The following is a 25669-nucleotide window of genomic DNA, read 5'->3' on the forward strand; positions in this document are numbered from 1 at the left end:
AAATCACAAAAAACAAAGGAGGTAAAATGGACAGGGTAATCGTACTAGACTTTAAGGGCCAATATTGCCAACTAATAGCAAGACGGGTCCGTGATCTAAACATATACAGTGAAATTATGCCGGGCGATTCCACCATGGAAGAAATTCTGGCAAAAAAACCGTCCGCAATTATACTTACTGGCGGCCCAGACTCCGTCTACGCTGAAAATGCTATGACTATTGACAAAGCGATCTTTGACGCGGGGATTCCAATCCTTGGCATCTGCTACGGGGCTCAGCTCATGGCCCATGTACTGGGCGGCAAGGTCGAGCACGCTGACAAGGACAAGAGCGAATACGGCCACGCCGACGCGACTTTCACGGGCGATGACCTATTCAAAGGCCTAAATAAGGGCACAGTTTGGATGAGCCACACAGATTATATTTCTGACCTTCCAGAGGGCTTTGAAGTAATCGCAACCACACCACAATGCAAGACTGCTGCCATTGCAAACAAAAATAAAAAACTTTACGGAACCCAATTCCACCCAGAGGTCAACAACACCGAACACCAAAAGGAAATTTTTGAGAACTTCCTCTTTGAAATCGCAAAACTCAAGGCGGATTGGAACAGCGACAATATTATAGACCGTGAAATAGAAAAGATCCGCGCCAAAGTTGGACCAAATGGACGTGCCATCCTTGGCCTATCAGGCGGCGTTGACTCATCAGTAGCCGCAGCCATCATGGAACGCGCCATCGGCGACAGGTGCACATGCATCTTCGTTGACCACGGATTTTTGAGGATGAACGAAGCCGAAGAAGTCGAAAAAGTCTTTACAGAAAACTTCAAGGTAAAATTTGTAAAAGTAGACGCCAGAAAACGCTTCCTCGACAAACTAAAAGGCGTTACAGAACCTGAAAAGAAACGCAAAATCATTGGCGAAGAATTTATCAGGGTCTTTGAAGACGCCAAGAAAAACGAAGGCGATGCAAAATTCCTAGTCCAAGGGACCATTTATCCTGACGTTGTGGAATCGGGCAGCAAAAAAGAAGACGTCATCAAGTCCCACCACAATGTTGGTGGCCTACCCGAAGACGTGGATTTTGAAATCATCGAGCCACTTAGAGATCTGTTCAAAGACGAAGTCAGAGAAATCGGCTACAAACTTGGCCTGCCCAAGCACATGGTCGACCGTCACCCCTTCCCAGGACCGGGCCTCGCCATCAGGATCATCGGCGAAATCACCGAAGAACGCCTGGATATTTTAAGAAGAGTCGACAATATCTATATCACCATGCTCCGCGAACAAGGCCTCTACGAAAAAATTTGGCAAGCCTTTGCAGTCCTGCCAGATATTAAAACTGTCGGAGTCCAAGGAGATAAAAGGACTTATTCCTACATGGTCGCTCTCAGAGCCGTAAACTCAGTCGACGCTATGACCGCCGAAAGCTATAACTTCTCCTATGAATTCTTGCAAGAAGCTCAAAGAAGAATTATAAACGGCGTGCCGGAGGTAAATAGGGTTGTGTATGATATAACCTCGAAACCGCCGGGAACCATAGAATGGGAATAATCGCAAAAAACTAAAAAACCTTGTAAATTCAACGGTTACAGAAGATTAAAAACTGTAACTGGGATTAAAATGGGAACATTTGTAAAAAAGAATAAATTGAATAATAGTTCCAAGTGGTTTACATTTTGGCAAAAAATAAGATCATAGCATAAGTGTTGTGGTCTTTTTTATTTGATGGGTTAAACACTTAAAAACGACAATAAAATGTCGGTTTTAGTGTCGGTTTGAATAAGATTTATCAAAGAGAAAATAAGCAATTCACAAGAATGTTCAGGCACTGTTTTAGTTAATAGAGAAGTGGGAATTTTATATAGTGTATAGGGCTTGACCTGTCCGTTGGGGACCGTGTTATCCTTTAATTAGAGGAGGTAGATAACCATGTTAAGAAGTGAAATTCAAAAAGAAACGGGTCTAACTAGGAAGGCAATAGAATATTATGAGGATAAAGGACTTATCCATCCCCAGAAATATGAGAATGGTTATAGGGACTATAGTGAGAAAGATTTAGAAATTCTGACAAAAGTATCTGTATTTAGAAAGTTGGGAATGAGCATTTCAGAGATTAATCAGTGTATATCATCAGGTGGGGATACACTGTCTTCTGTTTTAAGAAAAAAGCAGCATCAATTGGAGGTTGATGAGAAAAGAAAAGCAATACTAGAAATGGTTGTTAAAGGTGAAAGTAATCAACTTATCAAAGATAAAATTTCATTACTTGAGGCGGAAGAAACTATCTATGAAAAACTAGAGAATGCTTTTCCAGGATATTTTGGACAAATGTTATTTGCTGCTTATCAACCATTTCTAAATGAACCATTAGAAAATGATGGTAAGAATTCTTTTTACAAATATATAGATTATCTTGATAGGCTTCCTTCGTTTGAATTAACTGAAGAAGAGAAAAAATATATTGAGAAGATTAGCTCACCCTTTGATTTGAAAACCTTAAAGGATTTAAATCAGGCTAAACTCGATGCTGTTGAGAATCCAGAAAAATGGATGAAAGATAATGAAGATGCAATTTCTTCGTATGAAACCTATAAAAATAGTGAAGAGTATCAAAATAGCTTGATGAAACAAATCCAGGAAAAGCTTAAAAACTTTATGAAAGAAAATCAATATTATGAAATAGCAATTCCACTTATTAGAAAATTTAGCAAGAGCTATGATGATTACTATAAGAAGTTGCTAAAGGTAAATGAACAGTATCTAAATAATAAATATCAATAATCATATGTAAGCACTTACTTATACTAAATACTAAGTAGGTGCTTTTTCCATACCCAAATGTAAAGAGTTTCAGGGTTAAGAGAATAGTTTAATTGTATCAAAAACGGTTGGAAACTAGACATGTATTTAGGATTTGAGATAGGGACGGGACTAAGATGAGAAAATTTATAAAGAAGAGTAAACCGAATAATAGTTCTAAGTACTTTACATTTGGACAAAAAATTAGACCGTAGCTTCAAGCTGCGGTCTTTATGCGTACATATTTTTATTTTAAAAATCTTGATTTTTTAGGGTAAGATAATTTCCAATCTTCAAATTCTTCGTCACTTATCTCATCGTTGTAATGCTTTTTTCTCATCTCATTCCATTCTATAAGAAAATTATTGAAGTCTACATCATTTGATAAGAGCCCTGTAATTTCTCCGTTGTCTGCTAAGGGTCTAAACTTCATGTCTTTTTCATAATCAAAAATTATATGCATTATTTCAAAAATAGAATTAGGTTCATGATTAATTAATGCTGATATATCACAATCAAGTGCTTCAGATATTTTTTGTAATTGTTCTTTACTTGGAGATCTATTTCCAAGTTCATAATTTCTTATGGCAGCATCTGTCAAACCAGACTTAATAGCGAGTTCTTTTTGAGTTAAGTTTCGCATAAGTCTTAACTTTTTTAATTTTTCTCCAGAAATCAAACTTACTCCTCCTTATTTCACAATAACTATAAATATTTTATCACAAAACGAACAAAAGCTCAACAAAACTGTTCTGTTACAAATATCTGCAAACAACTGAATATTTTAGAAAAAAATAAATAGAAAAAACTTGACAGAACAAATATGAACTGTTATTATATATACATACCGTTCGATATTGAACGGAAATTGTAAGACATATAAATTAATGCTCACTCTTTTGAGGATGTAGAACCTTACAAACTATAAAAGGAGGACATTATGAAAGGTATTTTTATGAATGCAAAAGATGTACAAGAATTTCTTGATGTAAGTAGGACAACAGCATATCAGATAATAAACGATATGAATCAAGATCTACTTAAATTAGGCTATCGTGTGCAAAGAGGAAAGGTAAATAGAGAATACTTTATGGAAAAGTATTGCTATAAACCAACAAATGCAAAGGAGGTTTAAAATGCCAGCATACAGAGATGAAAGTGGAAATAAAACTTGGTATTGCAGGTTTTATTATACCAACTGGAAAGGAGAAAAATTAACTAAGAAAAAACGTGGATTTTCAACGAAAAAAGAAGCATTAAAATGGGAACAAGAATTTTTAAATCAACATTCGGAATCAATTGAGATGAGCTTTAGGGAGTTTTTTGAACTTTACAAGAGGGATATAAAACCAAGAATAAGAGAAAATACTTGGAGAACAAAAGAAGCAATTGTAAATCAAAAAATACTTCCCTATATTGGTGATTTAATGCTTAATGATATTAATAATGTAACCATCATTCAATGGCAAAATGAGCTTATGAAGATTAAGGATAAGAATGGGAAGAACTACTCTCCTACTTATTTGAGAACTATTCATGCCCAGTTATCTAGCATCTTAAATCACGCTTGCAGGTACTACAATTTAAAAACTAATGTTGCTCGTGATGTTGGTTCTATGGGAGAAAAAGAAGCTGATGAAATGCTATTTTGGACTCAAGATGAATATGAAAGATTTATAGAAGCTATAAAAGATAAACCTGAATCATTCTATGCTTTTGAACTTTTATATTGGTGTGGTCTTAGAATGGGAGAATTATTAGCCTTAACAAAAGAAAAATTTGATTTTGAAAGGCATACATTAAAAATTGATGAATCTTTACAAAGGATTGATGGGGAAAATGTAATAACTGCTCCTAAGACTAAAAAGAGTATAAGGACAATAGTTATGCCTGAATTTTTAACGGATGAGATTAAAGAGTATGTAGATAGTTTTTATAAGTTAAAAGCAAAAGATTTAATATTCAATTTCTCTAAGAGCTACCTACACCATGAAATGGATAGGGGATCTAAGAAATCTCAAGTAAAGAGAATTAGAATACATGATTTAAGACATTCTCATGTTTCGCTCTTAATTGAACTAGGATTTTCTGCAACGGCAATAGCTGATAGGGTTGGACATGAATCGATTGACATCACCTATAGGTATGCTCATCTTTTCCCTAGTAAGCAAAAAGAAATGGCTCTGTCTTTAACACAAGTAAGAAATAACAAGGCAAATGATTGGAAAGATTTATTAGAAGAGGACGATCAAGATGTTTAGAAGATATTCATTAGATGACATTTCACAAAAAACTAGAAATAAAGAGAAAAATAGAAAAAGAAATCGCATTTTAAATTTCAGAGTATCTGAAGAAGAATATGATTTAATAAACAAAAAGATTGAAATAAGCGGACTTAAAAAACAAGATTATTTTCTACAAATGTTATTAAATCACGAAGTTAAGTTAGTAAGTGATTATAGACTTTCTGATAATATAGCCAAGGAAATATTTCAACTAGCAAAAATTATTAAGAAGTTTGGTAAACTCAATGACGATGAAGCTGATATTTTAATCTATATTTTAGAAATATATGAAGAAATCAAAAAAGAAAAAAGCCCTTACTACAAAGAGTAAAGGCATACACTCCTGTGAGAAGTGTTCTCTAGACAAGTTCATTTTACCACAGGAGTCTTATTTATACCAGACAGGAGGATAAAATGGAAAACACATATAAAACAATAAAGAAATTAGATGATTGTAAAAGGAGTGAGCATTATGACAGATTTTAAATTAAAATTCCCAGAAATAGATCAGACTTACGCCTTTTTAGACTTACAAACTACAGATAAGGGGACGGTTAGACAAATTACTGGGAATATTGTAACAGCTATTTTAAATCCCAAATATTGCCAAAATAAAAAAATCATTGATGGGCAAATATTCTTTGATAAATTTACCAATGAAATAAAATTCCAGGGGAAAATTATTGGAGAAAGAAATATAAAGGAAAATCAAATACGACTTTGGGATGATTCTTTAAATAATAGACTAGGCTTAGAGATAGAAAAACATTTTGGAATTAATTATAACGCCAATAAAATGTGGGAGGCTATTCGTTTTGTAGCTCATCAATATGAAGTGAGTCCACCAAAGCAATATCTTCAAAATTTAAAATGGAATGGAGATAAAAATGCCATTAGAAAACTTTTACCAAGGTATTTGGGAGCAGATGATACAGAGCTAAATAATTGGATAATGGAACATATGATATTGGGTATGATAAGAAGAATTTTTAATCCAGGTTCTAAGTTTGATGAGATGATTGTTTTAGTTGGGGGACAAGGTATAGGCAAATCGACTTTTGCAAGATACTTGTCCATAACAGATGATTGGTTTTGCACAATAGAAAACATTCAAGGTAAGGATGCTATTATGAATCTTATGGGTAAAACTGTCGTTGAAATTGAAGAATTTGTTGCCTTAAGAAACGCAAAATCGGCTAATGAAGCTAAATCTTTTTTATCAAAATTAAGTGATAGGATAAGAATACCCTACGAAAAATATGCCACTGATGTGCCTAGAACTTGTATCTTCATAGGGACACTAAATGAAAGAACTTTTCTTAATGACCATACTGGAGAAAGAAGATATTTGCCTGTTGAATGTAACCCGAATCAAAGAATAAGGACTATATATCCAGATAAAAATAACAATGAAAAACTTTCAGTCAAAGAATATATGTCACGTATAAGAGAAGATTTTAATCAGGCTCTAGCCTTGGGATATGAAATCTTTAAAAACAAGACTCACGCATGGACTATACCAAAAAATCTTTTAAAAGACTTGCATAAGGAGCAAGAAAAGTTCAAATATCTTAATCCAGACGTTGAAGACATTAGGTATTTCTTAGAAGAATATAAACCGAAAAGTGCAGATCCAAATATAACTTGTTTCAAAGAACTAACCATGCAAGGCTACCAAATAAAATCAAAGTCTTTTTCAGAGATTATGGATAATTATTTCCAAGACTGGATTCCAGTTAGGTCGTCAAAGACCCAGAGAATATCACCAAGTGGAGTCTCAATTCCAGTAAAACTATATTATGAAAAGAAAACAGAAAACGAAACTGACTTTATAGAAGTTGACAAGAATTTATTGCCAGAAGAATGGCAAAAAGAAAATCAATTAGAAATAGATACTGCAAATCAAGTAAAGATACAAATGTAACTTTGTAACCTGTAACCCATCGTTATAAATCTTCTTAAATTAGGATTACATAAATTAATGGCTTGATAATAAGGGGTTGTCAAAGACTCTTAAAACAAGCTCGCCTAATTTTGGAAGTTTTTATTTTATAAGTTACAGTTACACTTATTAATTCCTATTTGTAAAATTATGGAAAATCAAATTAAAGACTTGTTAGTAATAGCAAGCACAGTAAGTGAGTACCCACTTACGAAAAAATCGAAAAATCAATAGCTTATAAGGCTATCTAATTTTATGATTTTTACCTTGTTAGGGAGAACCCTAAGACCCCAAAAGATATAAGCAAAGGAGAAAATTATGGATAATAGAACAAGAAAAAATCAACTTAAAATATATTTAACAGACGAAGAAAAAGAAATATTTGAAAAGAAAATGAAACTTGCAAATTGCAAAACAATGTCCCACTTTCTTAGAAAATGTGTATTAGAAAAAGAAATTTATATTGTAGACCTAGAACCATTCAGAGATCTCCAATGGCTACTTTCAAATGCAACAAATAATATAAACCAGATTGCAAAAGCAACTAATACAACAGGTGTTATTTACAAGAAAGACATTGATTATATGAGAGAAAAAATAGAAAAAATGGGAAACGAAATATGGGATATACATTCCCTTTTATTAAACTGAACTAAATAGAATTACTTCCTTAAAATATCTTAGACCTGTAAGAAGTTTTTAAAATATGATATAATATAGTTGATTGAAATGCCGTTTTTAAAATTACAAGGGAGAGAAATTTATGCAAAACTTTGGGAAAATTATTTTTAAAATAGACCAGGTTTTAGAAGAAAAAAATATAAGTAAAAACAAATTAGAAAAAGAAGCAAATCTTCAAAGGACGAAACTTAATTCTTATTGTAATAACAAGGTTAAAAGAATTGACTTAGAAACTATAGCGAAGATTTGCTATGTGCTAGAATGTGATATTAACGATATAGTTGAGTATTGTAGGTGATTAATTATGTATAAATCGATTGATTTATTTGCTGGCATAGGTGGAATAAGATTAGGTTTTGACCAAGCATTTGGAGAAGACATAGATACAGTTTTCGTATGCGAATGGGACAGTAAAGCTCAAGAGACATACAAGGCAAATTTTGGAAAATATACACATATTGCTGGAGACATTACAAAAATAGATGAAAAAGATATCCCATCTCATGATATTTTGCTAGCTGGTTTTCCTTGCCAAGCATTTTCATTAGCTGGACAAAGAAAGGGTTTTGAAGATGCTAGGGGGACATTGTTTTTTGATGTTGCTAGAATAGTGAAATACCACAAACCTAAAGTAGTCTTCGCTGAAAATGTTAAAAATTTACTCAATCATGACAAAGGAAGAACCTTTAAAGTAATAAAAAGAATATTAGAAGAATTAGGTTATGTTGTATTTTTCAAAGTGCTAAATAGTAAAGATTTTGGTGTCCCGCAGAATAGAGAGAGAATTTATATTGTAGCATTTAGAAAAGATATTGCTCCTAAAAGGTTTGTATTTCCAAAAGGATCAGATGATTCTAAAGTTATAGCTGATATTATTGAAGAAAAAGAAACATCTCCAAAATATTATCTATCGGATGTCTATTTAAATTCCTTAAGGAGACATAAGGAGAGACACGCAGCAAAAGGCAATGGTTTTGGATACGAAATTAGAAATTTAGATTCTATAGCGGGAGCTATTGTATGCGGTGGCATGGGAAGAGAAAGAAACTTAATTATAGATAGGAGATTAACGGATTTTACTCCAGTTACAAATATTAAAGGAAGTATAAATAAAGAATATATAAGAAAAATGACACCTAGAGAATGGGCTAGATTACAAGGATTTCCAGATGATTTTAAATTAGTTGTAGCAGATACACATCTGTATAAGCAATTTGGAAACTCTGTAACTGTACCAGTTATTAAGGCTATAGCTGAAAAAGTTAAAAATCAATTAGAGGGCGTTAGTGTAGATGAGGATTATGATGATTTTCCACAAGGTCAAATCTATGAACAATTAGAGTTATCTTTGGAGGTGGCAAATGCTCAGTGGCAATAAGGGTGAATGGTCAGAAATATATGTTTTATTTAAATTATTATCTGAAGGAAAATTATTTGCAGCTGATAGTGAATTAAATAGATTAGACGATATTTATTTCCCTGTAATTAAAGTTATTAGAGAAGAAATTTCTGGTGAATTAAAAGAATATTTTACAGGTGAACAGATTGAAATCTATGTAAATGGCGAAAAAATAAAAAGTGTTAATAGAAATGAATTTGATGAGGAAGCTACTCGACTTCTCGATGAAATAAATAAATCCAAGGGTTCATCTTTTTCTGTAGTTAAGACAGAGAGTTTTATGAATGAAATTTCATGCTATAAGTTATCAGCGCCAGCAACTGATAAGAGCGATATTACTATAAAAATAGTAGACATTAATACAGGATACTCACCAACAGTTGGCTTTTCTATTAAATCAGAGTTAGGTTCAATGCCAACTTTGTTAAATGCAGGGAAAACAACAAATTTCATCTTTAAAATATTACACGAAAATCCATTGCTAGTGAGAGAGGCAAACGAAATATATATAGTTTCAAAAGGTAAAAAACATACTGATATAAGAGGAAGAATAAGCAAAATAATTGAAGAAAATGGAAAGCTTGAATATATAGGGATGCAAAACCAAACTTTTTCTGACAATTTAGTCCTAATTGACAGTTCAATGGATAAAATTATCGCTGAAACTATTTTATATTTTTATAGAGATGGAATAACAAATTGTATAGATATGGTCGAAAGATTGGAATTAGAAAATCCAATGGGATATGGTAATGTTAATGCTTACAGATATAAGTTCAAGAAATTTTTAACGGCAATAGCTTTAGGTATGAGACCAGCGACCGTATGGGACGGTATTGATGAAGCTACTGGTGGATATATAATTGTAACTAGAGAAGGCAATGTGCTTGCATATCATATCTATAATAGAAATTATTTTGAAGAATATCTATTAAAAAATACAAAATATGAAACCGCATCAACTTCAAGACATGATTTTGGGGAGATTTACAGTGAAAATGGAGACGATTTCATAAAGCTGAACTTGCAGATTAGATTTAGATAGTATAATGGGAGATTATTATTTATGACAAAAGAAGAAAAGGCATTTAAGTATAAACTACCATCTGAAACTGGAGAAGCTATTGAATATACTACTAATTACAATTCTATAATTATTATAGGAGCAAATGGAAGTGGAAAAAGTAAATTAGGTGCTTGGATAGAAGACCAGGACCCTGGGAATGTTCATCGTATTGGCGCCCAAAGGAATCTTAATTTTGATTCAAATATACCTTTAAGCAACCTTAACTTCGCAACAAACATTGTATTCTATGGAACCAATGATTCAGCGTATTTAGAAAGACATGATAAGGGATTTAGATGGGATTGGGGAGAATCCAAAACAACTAAGTTAATAGATGATTATGATAGTGTTTTAGCAGCTGTAATAGCGTTAAACAATAATGAAATGTCAGATTACTTTAAAAAATGTGAAATTGCTGAAATTAATAATAAAGAAAAGCCTAAAATACCAATAAATATTATTAAAAAGTTGATGAATATATGGGATAATATTTTTCCTCAAAGACATTTAATATTTGAAGATTTTAAATTTTACGCTGTAGCAAATAATGAAGCCTCTGAAAAATACTCTGCAAATCAAATGAGTGATGGCGAAAGAGCAGTACTATATTTGGCTTCACAAGTTTTAGTTATTCCTGAAAATAAAACGCTGATAATCGATGAACCTGAAATACATCTTCATGGCACAATAATGAATAAGTTATGGGAGAGTCTAGAAAAACATCGCCCTGATTGCCTATTTATTTATATAACACATGATACAAATTTTGCTGCCTCACATAAAAATTCAGAAAAGATATGGATTAAGAGTTATGATGGAGAAAATTGGGATTTAGAAAAAATAATTTCTAATGAATTACCAGAAAAGTTGCTATTTGATATTTTAGGGTCACGTAAAAATATTTTGTTTGTAGAAGGAGAAGAAAATAGTTTTGATAGTCAATTATACTCTATCTTATATCCTAACTATTTTATTATTCCTTGTGGAAGCTGTATGCAAGTTATTATGAGAACAAAATCCTTTAAATCAACCCAAAAGATTCATAATTATAACGTGTATGGAATAATTGATCGTGACTTTCGAACAGAAGAAGAAATAAATAAATTAGAAAAAGATAATATTTATACATTAAAGGTCTCAGAAGTGGAAAATTTATTTGTTATAGAAGAACTGATCAGTTTTTTAGCAAATCATTTAGGTAAGAATTTTAGTGATGTTTTTAGTGATATTAATAATTATATAATTAAGCAAAGATTTGGTAATCAAATTCATAGTCAGGTTAGGAAAAGTGTAGTATCTCAAATAAAGTATGAATTATCAATGGCTGAAATCTCTGAGATTAATACAAAAGAAAGTTTAACTAATGCTGTTGGAAATATTAATACTGATAATATTTATGAAGATACATTAAATTCATATAAAGAAGCATTGTTAAGTAATGATTATAAAAAAGTGTTAGAAATGTTTAATGAAAAGGGATTATCTAAATCAATAGGTAATTATCTTGGTTTAAAAGACAATGATTACTTAAATACAGTTATTTCTATTTTGCGAAATAAGGAACAAGAGGAAGTATTTGGAATATTTAAAAACTATGTCCCAAGGCTTTCGGATTAAACATTTATATAAACTTAGTTCGGAACAATTATAATTTCTCCGGTACTGGGACTGGGACGGGACTAAAAATCTTAAAACGTCCTATAATTAGATGGATTAAATGATATTAGAAAAAATAAAATCTAGTATTTTGAATGGTTTGGGATATATCGGACGTTTGGAAAAGAAGAATGGGAGTAATTTGTGGTTAAAATTGCGAATTTTTGCAGTGTTCGACTTTTTGCTCATTCCGACGTACACTTGAGTACGCCTCATTCGTCAAAAAGTCTCAAGCTACAAAAATTCATCAATTTTTCCTCACAAATTAAAATACGAGCACATCTCATTCGCAAAATTTCTGCGGCTAAAGCGAAATTTCCCGTTTTTCCTCGCAAATTGCATGCATAAAGGTTAGGAGAAGACAATTTTCCAGCGAAATTTATGTATAAATTTTAAAATGTATTTAAAGGGAGAGGTCATACAAAAATGTATGGCCTTTTTTGTTATGCATAAGGCCGAGACCTCACACCATAAATGGGGATCGGTCCCGGAATGGCCGGGATAAACCACGGCCGCTACCCGCAGAGCGTCGTAAAAAATGAACAAGTTTTTCCTACGGATATTCATGTAGCCATGTACCGTCCACCTTGTTGTGGACACCTCGTCCACGGAGACTCGATGTCCCGTGGGCGAGCAAAATACTTTCTCCTACGAAAATCTTTAAGAACGTATACATTCTCTCGCTCGGCTATGGATGTGGTGTAACGGCAATCCTGAAATGGTCGCCACTCGTTCGCGAATGCGGACGAGTCTTTACAACCCTCCCCCAATTTTTTCACAAAAAAAGCTGGAGGATGAACCTCCAGCTTAATATTAATTGTCTGCGTATGGTAGCAATGCTACTTGTCTTGCGCGTTTGATGGCAAGAGCGATCTTTCTTTGGTGGGCTGCGCATGCGCCTGTTGCCCTACGTGGTAAAATTTTACCGCGATCAGATGTGTAGCGTTTTAATTTTTGTACGTCCTTGTAATCGAACTTTTCGTTTTTATCAAGGCATCCTTGACAAACTTTTTTTCTTGGACGAAATCTTCTTTGCATATTTAACTCCTTTCACCTAGAAAGGGATATTGTCGTCGTGTCTTGGTTCGAAACCTGAGAAGTCGTCGTTGTCAAAACCGCTGTTTCCACCAAATCCGTTGTTTGGTTGGAAGGATGTGGATGGTTGTGGGCGGTCTTTCCATTCGATAAATTCTACATTGTCTGCCAAAACTTCAGTTACATATCTTCTTTGCCCTTGGGCATCGTCGTATGTTCTGGTTTGAATTCTTCCTCTGACTGCGACTAGAAGTCCCTTTGCTAAATAATTTGCAACATTTTCAGCCGTTTTACCAAAAGCAACTATCATTGGGAAGTCTGCTGTTGGTTGTCCTTTGGCTTCCATTTCTTGTTTTTTGTCCTTACTTAGGCCCTTGTCAACTGCTAGGGTAAAGGTTGTAACCGGTAAATTTTGGTTATTTGTGTACCTTAGCTCTGGGTCTTTGGTAAGTCTTCCTATTAATATTACGTTATTCATAAAAACTCCTAATCGTCAAGTGAGATAGTCATATAGCGTAATAGGCCGTCTGTAATTTTAGAAACACGGTTGAGTTCTGCAATTACTTCTGGTTCAGCCTTGTAGTTAAGAACTGCGTAGTATCCTTCTGGATAATCATCGATTAGGTAAGCAAGTTTTCTGAGTCCCCAATTGTCGACTTCGAAATCTTGTCCCTTCTCAGTGATTATGGATTTTAGTCTTTCTACAAATGCTTCACGCTTTTCGTCTTCTAGATCTGGACGAAATACTAACATTGTTTCGTAGTCTCTCATAATACACCTCCTTATGGTCTTTGGCAATTTCTTGCAAGGAGCACTGTTTTAGTAAATACTCCAAGGGATATTTTATCATAAAGAAAATCTTTTTGCAAGCTTAATCCATCTGAGCTTTTAATTTTTTTATACTTTCTCTAATCTTTTCATCATCAGTCGCGGCCATGGCCTTGTCCAAAAATTCTTGGGCTTGGGATTTGTGGCCCTCTTGGTATTTTAAATTTGCAATATTTGTATAAATCGAATAAGCAAAGGACGATGAAAAGTTCGCCTCCAAGATATCCTTGTACTCATTGTAAACGACCCGGGCTTTTTTGGTCTCTTTTGTTTGAACCAAGAGTCCCAAGAGATTGTTGTAATAAACGCCCAGATTTGCCGTATCCAAGTACTTGGGATGGTAGGCTTCAAGGACCTTGATGGCCTGGTCAGCCTTGTTAATCTTTGCCAGGGTGTTGGCCTTGTGTAAAATCAAATAATCGTGCTCGTAGCCATTGGAAAACTGAATGAGTCCGTCCAGCTGGTCGAAATAAGACTCAGGATCCGTTTTCAACAGGGGAGTCATGGCCTTTAAATCGTCTAGATTTTTCATGGTCCGCTTGACCGTAAAGCGCTGAGTGAGGACAGCCACCAAGATAATCGTTGCTAGAGCCCCGATTACAAAGCCCCAATTATTTACATAACCCTGCTCGCGCAGCCAAAAAAATATCATTACAATGGCAATATTTTTAAAGGTCTGAAAAAATCTTTTCCTATACATGGTCACCTCTCAAGTTGTCTGCATAATTCATAAGTCCTAGAATTCTTTCTATATTAAGTGGGAAGAGATATTTCCCCCTTAAGTTCTCAATATTTTCTCTAAAGTCATCGGCTTTGGGGTCGCCCTGGTCCTTGGCCCTTAGGTAGTTTACCAGGTAAACCATGGGCATATTTTTGCTTTTTAAATAAGTCTTGTAGTCCTTGTCGTGGTCTATGGTCTTTAAATTTTCCTCATCGTTATTTATAAGATAAATTACTTCCAAAAAGTTTTTAGTAAAATTCTTAAAAACAAAATTGAGGCCGTCCACTTGCAAGAGTCTTTGCAAATTTTCTGCCGCCTGGTCAAATTTTTTCTCAAACAAGAGGTCGCCGGCATGATTTATATAAGCCTCTTGGTTAAAAATCTTGGTTAAATCAGTTGGCTCAGAGTAGTCAATATCATAATCCCTGCCGTTCATCTCTTCTTTTTCCATGTTCAGGGATTCGTACAATCTGTCCCTGGCCTCTTCGCTTTTTAAAAGATTGATAATATTTCTACCGTCATTTACCATTAACTGGAAGGGGATTAGATTTGTTAAAGCCAAATAAATTCCCACAGAGATAAAGACAATTAAAAAGGCCTGGGCGATTTGGCTGGTCACTTGCCTAAAAATTATATAGGCAAGGGCAGACAGGATTAGATTTGCAATAACTCCACCCAGATTGTAGAGGATAAAGGGGTAGGACCCATCTGATCTTTTCTTTGGAATCATCAGGCATTGGCCGCCAGTTCCTGGTATGGTGAAGATTCTTTTTTGCATGCCGGCTTCTGTATTTGCCAGTGTGTATGAGCCAATCCTAAAATATAAAAGCCTGTAGCCAGTTAAGAATCCAAAGACCATGTGGCCCAACTCGTGAAAAACAACTTGCAGAACCATGGCGATAAATACAAATAAATATAGGACAGCCAGGCCCACTATCAAGCGCTGCCAGTTAGCAGTGAAGTTGATTATAGCATCCAAACCTGCAGCCAGCCTGTAAGTTGAAAAGCCTGCAAAAAACATGACTGCTAAAAACATGACAACCATTATAAATTTATCTAAAAACTTTCTCATATTCTCTCCTTGATTGCTTCTTCTACATTAATTTTAAAGGAGAGGGTGAACTTTGTCAAATGAATTTTATTACATACAAGACAACTTACATACTCTTTATACTAACTCTTTATACTAATTTAAAGACAGCTGGCTAAAAAATAGGAAATCAATAAATTCTCCGACTTTATCTAATTTTATATTTATATATTTAAAAGATACTGCATCGAGTCCTTCACTTGTTTTAAAAAACTGCCCATTAATTTCAAAGGGAGTTAATTTAATTTGTTTTTTTATTTGTCTTACTTTTAATTTGCCATCTATAATAACACTTATATATGGTCCAGATAATGGCTCATAAAATTTTATGTTTCTTTTCTTTAACTCTAGGATAAATCTATCACGAACATCGTTCAAGAGGAACCATATTTTATCTGTAGTTTGGTAAAAACTTTCATCCTCAAACAAACTCAGGACAAAGTTTTCAGTTAAAGATGAAGCACTTGATTTATAATTTGTGGCTTCAAAATTGGTGGGCACCACCATATAGGCAAATTTAATAGACCTTGGGAAAACAGCGGCAAGGTCGTCAATCAAAAATAAATTCCTTTTATTATACAAAAAATCCTTGTGTTCGAAGATAAATTGCCTGTTATATAAATCATCTATAATAAAAATATCATTTTGCAGGCAAATTTTTTCAAGCTCATTGATTCGCTGGGGAGAATAGTTAATACAAGTTGGTAATTGATTGTGGCTCTCTATGAATAAAAGGCTGGGTTTTTTGGGAAGATCGTCAACTTTTACTCCGCCCTCATCCATTTTGATATATCTAATTTTACTTCTATAGGCTTGAAAAAGATTAGAGTCGCTAGTTTTATTATATTCTTCCAAGAGAATGTATTTTTTATTAAACTCATTTAGCAAATAATCAACCAAGTCTTTTTTTGATGAAGATATGAGAATCCTATCCGGGTGAATATAATGACCGTAAAGTTTGGACAAGTATTTAGAAATTTCCTCGCGAAGTCTAGGCATACCAATTCCTGAAGATGAATAGTAGAGGGAGTCTAGTTTTAAATTGTATGTATTTTTAAGCCCCCTTAACAATAAAGAGTCAGTTAGTTTTCTGTAGGAGTCATTTTTATAAAAAATTTGCAACATGGGAACAATTGTGTCTGTTGATTGTGGAACATTATCCACATCTGACGCATATCTACCTTGATTACTTATAACAAAATAACCCTTGCCAGCAAATGATTTTACATAGCCTTGGATTCTCAATTTTTCATATGCAGACTCAACATAATATTTCTTAACATTAAAAAAAGAAGCCTGATACCTTATTGAAGGCAGCTTGTCACCAGGCAAGTAGTTTTTGTTTCTGATTTTTGATAAAAGAATATCATATATCTCTTGAGAAGTCTTATTCATATCCACCACCTAAATATATTTTATCATCGTAGGCTTATAAAATCAACTGTCCGAAAAAATAAGTGCCAACTGTCTGAGAAAAAATGCAAATACATGGTATAATAAAGGTGGATTCAAATAGGAAAAATTGTTGATTTTCACTTGGTAAGTGATAATATTATTAAAAAACAAAGGGGGAGTGTGGGATGCATAAAGAAAAGAAAAGTTTTTTAAATTATAATACACTGAGAGGCAGGCTTATATTTGCAATTGTATTTGGCTTGGCAATCATAATAGGCATAAAGATTATAGATACCGAAACCCTTCACAATATTAATTTAGATTTGCAAAATAAGGCTGTTGGAAAATATTTAGATGCAATGAGCATATTCGTATTTGTCTATGGAGTTATGTTTTCGCTTTATGGTGCTATGGGGATATATGATGCTATGACCTATATTACTTCTGAAAAAGCCTATGCACCCAAAGTATTGTTTTTTCTTATAGGAATACTTGGATTTTTACAAGGCTTAACTGGGACTGATATGATAGTTAGACTACTGCAGATGAATGGTATGTTAGTTCAAAGGCATGCAAATATATTTTCAGGCATATACTTATTTACACCAGCTATAAAGTGTCTGATATACTCACTTATAATGTATGTTATAAGGCTTTCCACAGATTATTTTAATAGAAAAAAATATGAGAAGTTGATGGAAGAAAATCAGGAAATGAGAGATAGAAAGAAACAACTAGAAGAATTTCTTTATAAATAAGATGTTATTTAAAACACAAAATAAAAATTAATAAAATAAAAAAAAGAGGAGGAAGATCTTGAATAAGGTTCTCAACACTAAGAAAATATTATTAATTTTATTTCTTGGATTTTTGCTTGGAGTGTTTTTTAGGGCACTCCAAGCTTATCCATCACTAAGTTTAGACTTGGTAGAGATAGATTTGACTAATAATTCAGAGATTTTACAGATTATGAAGTCTAATACGAATTTATTTTTTGAAAAATATGAAGAGAATTATTTTTCAAATTTTTTTAGGCTTTTCAATAAAAATCAAAAACATACTTATGAACTAGATCCAGTAAGTAATGGAAATGATTTTCTAAAGATAAGTTTAGGTGAATATTTACTTTATATTCCGGCGGAGGTTCATAATGAGAGGTAAAGATTTAGCGACTATTATTCTTTTGTTTATCATATCTTGTTTGTTAGGTTTTATAGTTACTCCTGAAAAGGGGATTAAGCTTTTAGAAAAAACTCAGACTGAGGTGAATTTAAATCCTAGTGAAATAAAAGAAGTGCAGGCTCATCTAATAAATTTAAAGAGATTCTTATACAACAGAGAAGAGGAATATAAATCTGAAGTATCTACAAAAATTTTAAGCGAAAATCTTGCAAAATCAAGTAATTGGGAAAAAATAAAAGACAATAAAAAAATTAATGATTTTGTTGCTGATGCCTGTTCTGTTGCTCTTAAATCTTTGAGAAATAAGGACAAAATAAAAGCTATGACCTTAATAAAGATAAAATACAATGGAGTTAATATATCATTTCCAATTGCATGTAGATAAATATACTTAAAAACAATATCAAACCCACAAAAAAAGACCAAGTCGCACTTGGTCTTTCTTTTTGTCTTAATTAAATAAGTCTGCCGGTGTGTCTGCTGGTAGGATATAGACTTCTACCTGCCTTCTACCGAATTGGAAGCATTCGCTGACTGTGTTCATAAATAGGTCGATCTTCATGCCCTTGATTGCTCCGCCTGTGTCTTCTGCAATCGCATATCCGTAGTCAGGAATGTCTGGGTTCAAGCTCTTTACATAAAGCTTGGTGCCTAGTGGTATAACCCTTGGGTCTACCGCTACTGTTCCTCTTCTTGCTCTGGTGCCTGAGGCTGTAATTCCATAGCCGCGATCTCCTGGGCGTTTACCAGTTGATAATGGGCCTGCCTCATAAGCGGTTGCATTCATCACATACTTGCGTGAAGCTCCGCGTGTTAGCACTTCTGCCTTACTTTCTTTTGACTTCATTGGTACTTCTATTATTTGAGGCACAGCCTCTTTGATAATTTCTTCTTTTAATACTACGCTGCCCCTTACAATACCGTTTACGATTTTGTTTTTCAGCGTAACTTTCTTTTCGCCAGGCACACCCTTTTGGATGGTAACCTCGGACTTTAAAATTGGATTTGTGCTTTCGCGTTTTAAGACCACAAATTCTTTTGGCATTGTTACTTCTTTGATTTCTTCACGAATTCTAAAGATATTTACAATGCTATCTGTAGGTACTTCGTCTAGGCCTGGGACTGTTAGGTCATCCTCTCCCAGCTCGATGTTTAGGTAGGCGAGCATTTCTCCAACGGTTCTGTTTGGAACTTTGACCCTGGAGCCCTTGCTATCGTCCTTTAAATAAATTTCAATCAGAGGTTCGAGCTCGTACACCTGATTGGCTTTAAATTCTTTTTGTTCTTTTATAATGAAGTCGGGGTAGTTTTGTTTTACAAACGCTTGGAGTTCTTCGTAAGATTCTACTTTGGTAAATACTTTGAATTTACCTTGCATTAGAACCACGTCTTTCTTTTCAGCGGCGTAAACGACGCTGGATGTTAAAATTAGAAAGAATAGAACTCTAAATATTTTTCGAAAATTCATAACTTCCTCCTTAGGTCTTTTATTTTATACTTTTTTTGCTCTTTTGTCAAGTTGGAGGCTGATTGAGGGCTCGCAAATGTGTTTACAATCACATCTAAACTTGATTTTATAAATTTTTTTTGCTATGATATATAAACTATAAGGAGGACTTATGAAAGAAAAAGTTTACATCAGCGGTCATAGGAATCCAGATACAGATTCAATCTGTGCGGCTCTTGCCTATGCCGATTTAAAAAATAAAATATCAGACTACCAGGCCGTGCCAATTCGCTTAGGGACTATCAATCGCGAGACCCAGTTTGTCTTGGATTATTTTGGCGTGGACCAACCCATTTTTATGGACACAATCAAAAGCGAGGTCAGAGATTTAAAACTCGACAGCCCCTTTATACTTAGCCCAGACACTTCCTGCGCCAAGGCTCTTGAATTTATGCAGGAGAAAAATGTCAATGTCTTTGCAGTGGACAGCGAAGAAAAACTCATGGGCATTGTCTCCCTGTCAAATATTACCAAGAATTATATGGACGTGTGGAACGACAAAGTCCTTAGGAATTCCAATACGCCTTTTGAAAATATCGTCCAAGTTTTATCGGGCGAAACGGTTTACATGCCAGAAAAAATCAGAGACTTAAATTCTATGAGAGTTTTTGCCATGAGCCTGCCCCACGCCCTCAAAATTATCGAGGAGGGGGACGTGGTTATCACAGGTAATAGGACTGACGTTCACGAACTCTGCGACAAAAAAATCTCTATCCTGATTATTTCTGGCGGCGGAGAAATTGACGACGAATTATTGGCAGCCGCCAAGGCAAATGGAGTTGCCCTTATCAAAACCCAGTTCAATACCTTTATGGGATCCAGACTTTTGCCTCAAGCCGTCCCAATCGAAGCTGTAATGGCCAAGGAAAACTTGGTGACCTTCGGCTTGGACGACTTTGTTGACGAAGTTACGGCCAAGATGAGCGAGACCCGTTTTAGGTCTTATCCAGTTTTGGATGCCAAGGGAAAGGTTGTGGCAAGCATTTCCCGTTATCATTTGATTTCAACTGAGAAAAAGAAATTGATCCTGGTGGATCACAACGAGCGCAACCAATCCATCCACGACATCCAAGACGCGACCATTATTGAAGTCATCGACCACCACAGGGTGGCAAATATAAATACAGAGGCGCCGATTTATTTTAGGAATATGCCAGTCGGATCAACCTGTACAATTATCGCCAGCATCTACGGGGAAAAGGGCATTAGCCCATCAAAAGAAATTGCAGGACTCCTTTGCTCAGGGATAATTTCCGACACCCTTTTATTTAAATCGCCAACGGCAACCAATATCGACAGGATCATGCTTGACCGCATGGCAAAGATTGCAGGAATCGATCCAGAGGACTACGCCAAGGCCATGTTTAAGGCCGGCACAAGTTTGGAAGGCAAGAGGCCGACCGATTTATTGAACGAAGACGTCAAAGAGTTTACCATCGAAGGCCACAAGATGCACATAGGCCAAGTCATGACCATGGACATGGACAGCCTGGAAAAAATAAAGGCCCAGTTACTGGTCGCCATGGAAGACCGTCGCAAGGCAGACGGCGATGATTTAAATATCTTTATACTGACAGATATCTTAAAGGAAAATTCTAAAATCCTAGTTGTGGGCGACCAAGGAGAAAAAATCGCCAAAGCCTTCGGCCAAGAATTAAAAGAAAACGAATTCGACGCACCCGGAGTTCTCTCCCGTAAAAAACAAGTCGTCCCAGTCGTCGGCAAGGCGCTTGCATAAAATAAAATAGAATTTCAAACCACGCTCAAATAGCAGCGTGGTTTTTTAATGCAAATACATATATAATAAGAAGAAAGAATTTATATTTACTCATGTGAATGTATAAAAATGTTATATAAGAGTTTAAGAGGGGTAGATAATAGCTAAGAACGATTTATTCCGTTAAAAGAAAAGCCAAGAAAATTAGAGGAGGAATTAGCTCAGCCATGAAAAAGAAAATTGCTCTTGTTTTACTAATCACAATACTATTAATATCCTGCGGAAAAAATTCAGGAGACCAGGCGGCACTGGATGAGTTTGAAGTCCTTGATATAAATATTAATGGACTCAGTGAATCTGAGGCAAGTCGAAAGGCCGGCGCATATATTTCTGAAAAATATCCCAGGGACGACTATGAATTTAAAGAAGAAAATAAAATTTCCAAGGTCATAGACATAGATGTCGACCCTATAAAATCCATTGCTGGATTTAGGATTACTGACCAGGAGATTATTATTCTGGACCAAGAGGCCAAGGATATAAAGATTTTAGATTTGCAGGGGCAAGTCTTGAAGACGATTGCGAGCGAGGACATGGGCTCTGCATATTTTAGCGACCCAAGTGCCTTTTACTTTGATGAGGAAGAAGGGCTTTATTATATTTTGGATAATGGGGAGATTTTTGATAAAAAGATTATAAGAGCTGATGAAAATTTTAATTTTGTAGACGAGATTAAATTGCAAATCTTCAAAGAGAAAGCAAGTGGAAGATCTTTTGACTCCATAGCCCACTACAAGGATAAGATTTACATATCAACACATTCTGCTAGTGAAAGCGTGATGGCCATTATATCCATAGATAAGGATGGCAAGGAAAAGATGTACGATCAAAGATTTGGTGGTTTTTTAAAAGTGGCTGATGGAAAATTATATGCAGTCCAGACCTTGAAGGGTTTTAAGTATGGAAAGAAAATAAAATCTGCTTACAAAAATTCTCGTGAATATGAGACCTATGGCCGGTGCGGGGATGCTATTTATCTGGTGGAAGAAGATAAAATGCAAAAATTATACGACCTGCCAAGTCATTCATCCTTTACGGACCTAGTTAAAAAAGGAGATTCTTATTATCTATCAAGCGGGAGTACTTCTTATCTGCACGAGTTTAAAAGCTCAACAGAAGGCTTAGAATATATTAGAAGTCTTACAGATTTTTTGGGCATTCCCAAAAAGAATATTGACAAGCGATTTTTAATGCAAGACTATGAGGGAGGTCTTGCCTTGTGTGACTCTGAAATGAAGAAGATTTATATAATAGATTTAGCTGAGTGATAGGTAGGTAATGATGAAAAAGAAAATTGCAATTGTTTTACTAATCACAATATTATTAATATCCTGCGGGAAAAACCCTGGAGACCAGGCGGCGCTGAATGAATTTGAAGTGCTAGACGTAGATGAAAACTTGTCACTTGAAGAAAGTTTAAAAGTTGCTAGCAGGCTTGTTGATGAAAAATATCCCCTCAATGAACCTGATTTTAAAATATCTGATTATATAACAGATGAAATAGACTTAAAAAAATCTGGCCTTAAATCTATTGCTGGAATTATAACAAGCGATGATTATATTGTTGTACTTGATAAAGAAGATAATAATATTAAAATACTAAACTGGAATGGTGAACTCTTGAGAACTGTTGGCAAACTAGGCTCGGGAAACATGGAGTTTAAAGCACCTACTGATTTTTATTATGAGGACGGTAAATATTATATACTTGACTATGAAAACAACAGAGTTGTCATTACTGATGAAGATTTTAATTTAATAAAAAATCTAGACATAGGATTATTAAAAGAAATATCTAAGCTAAATGCTTTTGATTCTATTGTAAAATATGATGATGCACTATACTTAGCTCAAACAAAAGGCAGAGAAAAAACTATGGCTATAATAAGCGTAGATATGGATGGCAATGAAAAGTTATATGACCAGAAGTTCGGCGGATTCTTGAAGGTGGTCGATGATAAACTTTATGCAGTTCAGAATCACAAAGGATTTAAGTATGGAAAAGAAGTTAATTCAAGCATAGGTACTCATGATAATGAATACTGGTCTCAATGTGGGGATGCAATATATTTAGTTGCTGATGATAAAATGACCAAACTTTATGATTTGCCTACAAGATCAACATTTTCTGATTTGTTAAAGATTGGTGACTCATACTATATGGCCAGCACCAGCTATGGTTTTGTAAATGAATTTGCAATAGAAAAGGGGAAAATAGAATATAAGAGGACAATAACAAGGCAGATATTAAGCGAATCAGATAGAACTATTGTAAAAAGGTTTAGAATGCAGGAACACGATGGAAAAATTATTTTATCAGATAATCAAGAAATTAAGATTTATATAATAGATTTAACTGAATGATAGGGAGGTAATTATGAAAAAGAAAATTGCAATTGCTTTACTAATCACAATACTATTAATATCCTGCGGGAAAAACTCTGGAGACCAGGCGGCGTTGGATGAATTTGAAGTTTTAGATATCAATGTGGATGGACTGTCTGATGATGAGGCTTATAATCTTGCATATAGAATAACTGATGAGAAATATCCAGTAGGGGACTATGAATTTAATATAGAGGACAAGATAAAGAAAACTATTGACTTAAGCAAGTCAAATTTGAAACTGATTGCAGATTTTATGGCAAGACCTGATGAGATTATTATTTTAGATCAAGAAGATAATAACATTAAAGTGATTGATTGGGATGGGAATTTAATCAAAACAATTGGCAAACTGGGTTCTGGAGAAGTTGAGTTTAAGAAGCCAGCTGCATTTTATTATGATGAAGATAGTGGATACTACTATATTGTGGATGATGGCAATGGAAGAGTAGTTGTTTTAGACACGGATTTTAATTTTGTGAAAAATATAGATGTAAAGTTTTTAAAAGAAAAGTCATCGTTAAATGCTTGTAGTTCTATAGTTTTATATAAAGGCTCCTTATATTTATCTACGGCTTTTGCTCGGGAAGAATATATGACAATTTTAAAAATAGATCCAGATGGCAATGAAAAATTGTATGGTCAAAGATTTGGTGGCTTTTTAAAAGTTATTGATAACAAGCTATATGCGGTTCAAAATCACAAGGGATTTAAATTTGGAGATAAGGACAGGCAGACTGGTAAGTACGATTATTCTATTTGGCCATCCTGTGGAGATGCCTTATATCTTGTCGAAGAAGATGAGTTAAAAAAACTGTATGATTTCCCAACTCTGTCTAATTTTACAGACATGTTAAAGATAGGAGACTCATATTATTTGCCGAGTGGCAGTTTTGGAATCTTGCACGAGTTTAAAGTTGTTGGCAATGAAATGCAATACCAAAAGAGCCTAACCCATCAGATGCTCGATGACTTTAAAAGTGGTGTATTTGTAGCAAGAAGATTTAAAATGCAGGAAATGGAAGGAAATATATTGTTGATGGATGCCGAGACAGATAAGATTTATATAATAGATTTAAGTAGGTAAGACAATGAGAGATAAAATTTTTTTGATAAGTTTGTTAATAATCATACTTTGTTTTTCAGCTTGCAAGGGCAGGCCTGCGAATTCCTATACCAACTACGATTTGGTCTATGGGGATGAGTTTGCAGGTTTCGACATTTATGATGTGGATGGGAATTTGGCAGAATTACCTGAAAAGAGCCTTGCTGGGTTTTATGTGTCAAAGGGTTGCGGCTCTTGTGCCAGTGCCATTAGAAATATTGACCGATTTTCTAAGATATTTAAATCAGATGATTTGGATTATATTGTACTTTGGGAAGACGAGATTCCAAAAAATTTAATAAAAAAATATAATATTGAAGAGAATAGAAATTACAGTTTGGATGGCAAATCAAAATTATTTGGCATTACTCCCTCATATTTTATTTTGAAAGATGGTAAGGTTGATTTTCAAACGGAAGATATGGATATGTTTTTAAGGAAAATTTCTTCTGGAGATTATGAATCTAAGGATAGACTGATTAAAAGGGTTAACAAGCTTATTGCTAATGAGTATGGAGCTAATGACAGTCCTAAGTTACTTTACTTTGCTATGGAGGGTTGCAATGATTGCAAAAAGGCAAATGAAGTTTTAGATGACAAGGATATTTTGGATAAATATGATATAATAAAGATGTATAGACCGTCAGATCCTGATGATGGTAGGTTGCTTGACAAAGGTGGATTTTTAGCCGGTCTTTATGATGTTGACTGGTATCCAACATTTGTAAAAATTTATGAAGATGATTTTGAGATAATTAGGGAAGTTCCTATAGACCAGTTAAAGGATATGCTTTTAAAATAAGTACAATTT

General features: G+C 34.3%; 27 protein-coding genes. 19 read left to right on the plus strand and 8 right to left on the minus strand.

The window, feature by feature from the left end; translation table 11 throughout:
- The first annotated feature begins 26 nt into the window (after positions 1-26).
- Positions 27-1556 carry a glutamine-hydrolyzing GMP synthase gene (gene guaA, locus CUU59_RS00290; RefSeq protein WP_099950055.1) on the plus strand — a complete coding sequence of 510 codons (1530 nt, stop codon included), beginning with the start codon at positions 27-29 and terminating at the stop codon, positions 1554-1556.
- A gap of 378 nt (positions 1557-1934) precedes the next feature.
- Positions 1935-2786: a MerR family transcriptional regulator gene (locus CUU59_RS00295; RefSeq protein ID WP_099950056.1), complete on the plus strand. Its 852-nt coding sequence runs from the start codon at positions 1935-1937 to the stop codon at positions 2784-2786.
- 265 nt (positions 2787-3051) lie between these two features.
- Here the strand turns inward: CUU59_RS00295 and CUU59_RS00300 are convergent, their stop codons facing one another.
- Positions 3052-3483: a helix-turn-helix domain-containing protein gene (locus tag CUU59_RS00300; protein WP_099950057.1), complete on the minus strand. Its 432-nt coding sequence runs from the start codon at positions 3481-3483 to the stop codon at positions 3052-3054.
- Positions 3484-3744: 261 nt separating this feature from the next.
- Between CUU59_RS00300 and CUU59_RS00305 the strand changes: the two genes are divergently transcribed.
- From CUU59_RS00305 to CUU59_RS00345, 9 genes are all read left to right on the plus strand, one after another.
- Positions 3745-3939 carry a hypothetical protein gene (locus CUU59_RS00305; protein WP_002839721.1) on the plus strand — a complete coding sequence of 65 codons (195 nt, stop codon included), beginning with the start codon at positions 3745-3747 and terminating at the stop codon, positions 3937-3939.
- 1 nt (position 3940) lies between these two features.
- Positions 3941-5065 carry a site-specific integrase gene (locus tag CUU59_RS00310; protein ID WP_099950058.1) on the plus strand — a complete coding sequence of 375 codons (1125 nt, stop codon included), beginning with the start codon at positions 3941-3943 and terminating at the stop codon, positions 5063-5065.
- Positions 5058-5420, plus strand: a complete 363-nt coding sequence (locus CUU59_RS00315; RefSeq protein ID WP_099950059.1) for a plasmid mobilization protein — start codon at positions 5058-5060, stop codon at positions 5418-5420. Before CUU59_RS00310 ends, CUU59_RS00315 begins: the two co-directional genes overlap by 8 nt.
- A gap of 117 nt (positions 5421-5537) precedes the next feature.
- Positions 5538-7013 carry a VapE domain-containing protein gene (locus CUU59_RS00320; RefSeq protein ID WP_099950060.1) on the plus strand — a complete coding sequence of 492 codons (1476 nt, stop codon included), beginning with the start codon at positions 5538-5540 and terminating at the stop codon, positions 7011-7013.
- 336 nt (positions 7014-7349) lie between these two features.
- Complete coding sequence (locus tag CUU59_RS00325; protein ID WP_099950061.1) at positions 7350-7682, plus strand: plasmid mobilization protein; 333 nt, start codon at positions 7350-7352, stop codon at positions 7680-7682.
- 112 nt (positions 7683-7794) lie between these two features.
- Complete coding sequence (locus tag CUU59_RS00330) at positions 7795-8010, plus strand: helix-turn-helix domain-containing protein (protein ID WP_099950062.1); 216 nt, start codon at positions 7795-7797, stop codon at positions 8008-8010.
- 6 nt (positions 8011-8016) lie between these two features.
- The gene (locus CUU59_RS00335; protein WP_099950063.1) at positions 8017-9090 is read left to right on the plus strand and encodes a DNA cytosine methyltransferase; all 1074 of its coding nucleotides are present in this window, start codon (positions 8017-8019) and stop codon (positions 9088-9090) included.
- A complete protein-coding gene (locus tag CUU59_RS00340; RefSeq protein ID WP_099950064.1) occupies positions 9074-10156 on the plus strand; it encodes an HpaII family restriction endonuclease in 1083 nt (360 codons plus the stop codon). Before CUU59_RS00335 ends, CUU59_RS00340 begins: the two co-directional genes overlap by 17 nt.
- Before the next feature lie 21 nt (positions 10157-10177).
- Positions 10178-11794 (plus strand): DUF4435 domain-containing protein, encoded by a 1617-nt coding sequence (locus tag CUU59_RS00345; RefSeq protein ID WP_099950065.1) that lies wholly within the window; start codon positions 10178-10180, stop codon positions 11792-11794.
- Positions 11795-12646: 852 nt separating this feature from the next.
- Here the strand turns inward: CUU59_RS00345 and rpsR are convergent.
- The 6 genes from rpsR to CUU59_RS00375 all read right to left on the minus strand — a co-directional run bounded on the left by rpsR (position 12647) and on the right by CUU59_RS00375 (position 16902).
- Positions 12647-12871, minus strand: coding sequence for a 30S ribosomal protein S18 (gene rpsR, locus CUU59_RS00350; RefSeq protein WP_075574159.1), 225 nt, complete (start codon positions 12869-12871; stop codon positions 12647-12649).
- 16 nt (positions 12872-12887) lie between these two features.
- Positions 12888-13346 carry a single-stranded DNA-binding protein gene (locus CUU59_RS00355; protein WP_099950066.1) on the minus strand — a complete coding sequence of 153 codons (459 nt, stop codon included), beginning with the start codon at positions 13344-13346 and terminating at the stop codon, positions 12888-12890.
- Between the two features lie 8 nt (positions 13347-13354).
- On the minus strand, positions 13355-13639 hold the full coding sequence (rpsF, locus tag CUU59_RS00360) for a 30S ribosomal protein S6 (RefSeq protein WP_099950067.1): 285 nt from the start codon (positions 13637-13639) through the stop codon (positions 13355-13357).
- Positions 13640-13739: 100 nt separating this feature from the next.
- On the minus strand, positions 13740-14396 hold the full coding sequence (locus CUU59_RS00365; RefSeq protein WP_099950068.1) for a hypothetical protein: 657 nt from the start codon (positions 14394-14396) through the stop codon (positions 13740-13742).
- Complete coding sequence (locus CUU59_RS00370) at positions 14389-15489, minus strand: M50 family metallopeptidase (protein WP_099950069.1); 1101 nt, start codon at positions 15487-15489, stop codon at positions 14389-14391. Before CUU59_RS00370 ends, CUU59_RS00365 begins: the two co-directional genes overlap by 8 nt.
- A gap of 114 nt (positions 15490-15603) precedes the next feature.
- Positions 15604-16902 (minus strand): GntR family transcriptional regulator, encoded by a 1299-nt coding sequence (locus CUU59_RS00375; RefSeq protein ID WP_099950070.1) that lies wholly within the window; start codon positions 16900-16902, stop codon positions 15604-15606.
- Between the two features lie 185 nt (positions 16903-17087).
- Between CUU59_RS00375 and CUU59_RS00380 the strand changes: the two genes are divergently transcribed.
- The 3 genes from CUU59_RS00380 to CUU59_RS00390 are packed head-to-tail and all read left to right on the plus strand — an operon-like array spanning position 17088 to position 18469.
- The gene (locus CUU59_RS00380) at positions 17088-17660 is read left to right on the plus strand and encodes a hypothetical protein (protein WP_099950071.1); all 573 of its coding nucleotides are present in this window, start codon (positions 17088-17090) and stop codon (positions 17658-17660) included.
- A 58-nt stretch (positions 17661-17718) separates the two neighbouring features.
- Positions 17719-18063 carry a hypothetical protein gene (locus CUU59_RS00385; RefSeq protein WP_099950072.1) on the plus strand — a complete coding sequence of 115 codons (345 nt, stop codon included), beginning with the start codon at positions 17719-17721 and terminating at the stop codon, positions 18061-18063.
- Positions 18053-18469, plus strand: coding sequence for a hypothetical protein (locus CUU59_RS00390; RefSeq protein ID WP_099950073.1), 417 nt, complete (start codon positions 18053-18055; stop codon positions 18467-18469). The genes CUU59_RS00385 and CUU59_RS00390 overlap by 11 nt, the downstream gene beginning before the upstream one ends.
- A 66-nt stretch (positions 18470-18535) precedes the next feature.
- Here the strand turns inward: CUU59_RS00390 and CUU59_RS00395 are convergent, their stop codons facing one another.
- On the minus strand, positions 18536-19552 hold the full coding sequence (locus tag CUU59_RS00395) for a 3D domain-containing protein (protein ID WP_099950074.1): 1017 nt from the start codon (positions 19550-19552) through the stop codon (positions 18536-18538).
- A 151-nt stretch (positions 19553-19703) separates the two neighbouring features.
- On the opposite strand from CUU59_RS00395, the gene CUU59_RS00400 reads away from it, so the two are divergent.
- The 5 genes from CUU59_RS00400 (at position 19704) to CUU59_RS00420 (ending at position 25660) form a co-directional block, all read left to right on the plus strand.
- On the plus strand, positions 19704-21329 hold the full coding sequence (locus CUU59_RS00400) for a putative manganese-dependent inorganic diphosphatase (RefSeq protein WP_099950075.1): 1626 nt from the start codon (positions 19704-19706) through the stop codon (positions 21327-21329).
- Positions 21330-21535: 206 nt separating this feature from the next.
- Positions 21536-22636, plus strand: a complete 1101-nt coding sequence (locus CUU59_RS00405; RefSeq protein WP_099950076.1) for a hypothetical protein — start codon at positions 21536-21538, stop codon at positions 22634-22636.
- 13 nt (positions 22637-22649) lie between these two features.
- Positions 22650-23732 (plus strand): NHL repeat-containing protein, encoded by a 1083-nt coding sequence (locus tag CUU59_RS00410; protein WP_099950077.1) that lies wholly within the window; start codon positions 22650-22652, stop codon positions 23730-23732.
- 13 nt (positions 23733-23745) lie between these two features.
- Positions 23746-24840 carry a 6-bladed beta-propeller gene (locus CUU59_RS00415; protein ID WP_099950078.1) on the plus strand — a complete coding sequence of 365 codons (1095 nt, stop codon included), beginning with the start codon at positions 23746-23748 and terminating at the stop codon, positions 24838-24840.
- A 4-nt stretch (positions 24841-24844) separates the two neighbouring features.
- On the plus strand, positions 24845-25660 hold the full coding sequence (locus CUU59_RS00420; RefSeq protein ID WP_099950079.1) for a hypothetical protein: 816 nt from the start codon (positions 24845-24847) through the stop codon (positions 25658-25660).
- Positions 25661-25669: the final 9 nt, after the last annotated feature.

Origin of the sequence: Ezakiella peruensis (assembly GCF_900215725.1) — a bacterium.
In the GTDB taxonomy this organism is placed as follows: domain Bacteria; phylum Bacillota; class Clostridia; order Tissierellales; family Peptoniphilaceae; genus Ezakiella; species Ezakiella peruensis.

Excerpts from the sequence above, each read along its gene's own strand:
- guaA (WP_099950055.1), top strand. The coding sequence starts at position 27 with ATGGACAGGGTAATCGTACTAGACTTTAAGGGCCAATATTGCCAACTA.
- CUU59_RS00295 (WP_099950056.1), top strand. The coding sequence starts at position 1,935 with ATGTTAAGAAGTGAAATTCAAAAAGAAACGGGTCTAACTAGGAAGGCA.
- CUU59_RS00305 (WP_002839721.1), top strand. The coding sequence starts at position 3,745 with ATGAAAGGTATTTTTATGAATGCAAAAGATGTACAAGAATTTCTTGAT.
- CUU59_RS00310 (WP_099950058.1), top strand. The coding sequence starts at position 3,941 with ATGCCAGCATACAGAGATGAAAGTGGAAATAAAACTTGGTATTGCAGG.
- CUU59_RS00315 (WP_099950059.1), top strand. The coding sequence starts at position 5,058 with ATGTTTAGAAGATATTCATTAGATGACATTTCACAAAAAACTAGAAAT.
- CUU59_RS00320 (WP_099950060.1), top strand. The coding sequence starts at position 5,538 with ATGATTGTAAAAGGAGTGAGCATTATGACAGATTTTAAATTAAAATTC.
- CUU59_RS00325 (WP_099950061.1), top strand. The coding sequence starts at position 7,350 with ATGGATAATAGAACAAGAAAAAATCAACTTAAAATATATTTAACAGAC.
- CUU59_RS00330 (WP_099950062.1), top strand. The coding sequence starts at position 7,795 with ATGCAAAACTTTGGGAAAATTATTTTTAAAATAGACCAGGTTTTAGAA.
- CUU59_RS00335 (WP_099950063.1), top strand. The coding sequence starts at position 8,017 with ATGTATAAATCGATTGATTTATTTGCTGGCATAGGTGGAATAAGATTA.
- CUU59_RS00340 (WP_099950064.1), top strand. The coding sequence starts at position 9,074 with ATGCTCAGTGGCAATAAGGGTGAATGGTCAGAAATATATGTTTTATTT.
- CUU59_RS00345 (WP_099950065.1), top strand. The coding sequence starts at position 10,178 with ATGACAAAAGAAGAAAAGGCATTTAAGTATAAACTACCATCTGAAACT.
- rpsR (WP_075574159.1), bottom strand. The coding sequence starts at position 12,871 with ATGCAAAGAAGATTTCGTCCAAGAAAAAAAGTTTGTCAAGGATGCCTT.
- CUU59_RS00355 (WP_099950066.1), bottom strand. The coding sequence starts at position 13,346 with ATGAATAACGTAATATTAATAGGAAGACTTACCAAAGACCCAGAGCTA.
- rpsF (WP_099950067.1), bottom strand. The coding sequence starts at position 13,639 with ATGAGAGACTACGAAACAATGTTAGTATTTCGTCCAGATCTAGAAGAC.
- CUU59_RS00365 (WP_099950068.1), bottom strand. The coding sequence starts at position 14,396 with ATGTATAGGAAAAGATTTTTTCAGACCTTTAAAAATATTGCCATTGTA.
- CUU59_RS00370 (WP_099950069.1), bottom strand. The coding sequence starts at position 15,489 with ATGAGAAAGTTTTTAGATAAATTTATAATGGTTGTCATGTTTTTAGCA.
- CUU59_RS00375 (WP_099950070.1), bottom strand. The coding sequence starts at position 16,902 with ATGAATAAGACTTCTCAAGAGATATATGATATTCTTTTATCAAAAATC.
- CUU59_RS00380 (WP_099950071.1), top strand. The coding sequence starts at position 17,088 with ATGCATAAAGAAAAGAAAAGTTTTTTAAATTATAATACACTGAGAGGC.
- CUU59_RS00390 (WP_099950073.1), top strand. The coding sequence starts at position 18,053 with ATGAGAGGTAAAGATTTAGCGACTATTATTCTTTTGTTTATCATATCT.
- CUU59_RS00395 (WP_099950074.1), bottom strand. The coding sequence starts at position 19,552 with ATGAATTTTCGAAAAATATTTAGAGTTCTATTCTTTCTAATTTTAACA.
- CUU59_RS00400 (WP_099950075.1), top strand. The coding sequence starts at position 19,704 with ATGAAAGAAAAAGTTTACATCAGCGGTCATAGGAATCCAGATACAGAT.
- CUU59_RS00405 (WP_099950076.1), top strand. The coding sequence starts at position 21,536 with ATGAAAAAGAAAATTGCTCTTGTTTTACTAATCACAATACTATTAATA.
- CUU59_RS00410 (WP_099950077.1), top strand. The coding sequence starts at position 22,650 with ATGAAAAAGAAAATTGCAATTGTTTTACTAATCACAATATTATTAATA.
- CUU59_RS00415 (WP_099950078.1), top strand. The coding sequence starts at position 23,746 with ATGAAAAAGAAAATTGCAATTGCTTTACTAATCACAATACTATTAATA.
- CUU59_RS00420 (WP_099950079.1), top strand. The coding sequence starts at position 24,845 with ATGAGAGATAAAATTTTTTTGATAAGTTTGTTAATAATCATACTTTGT.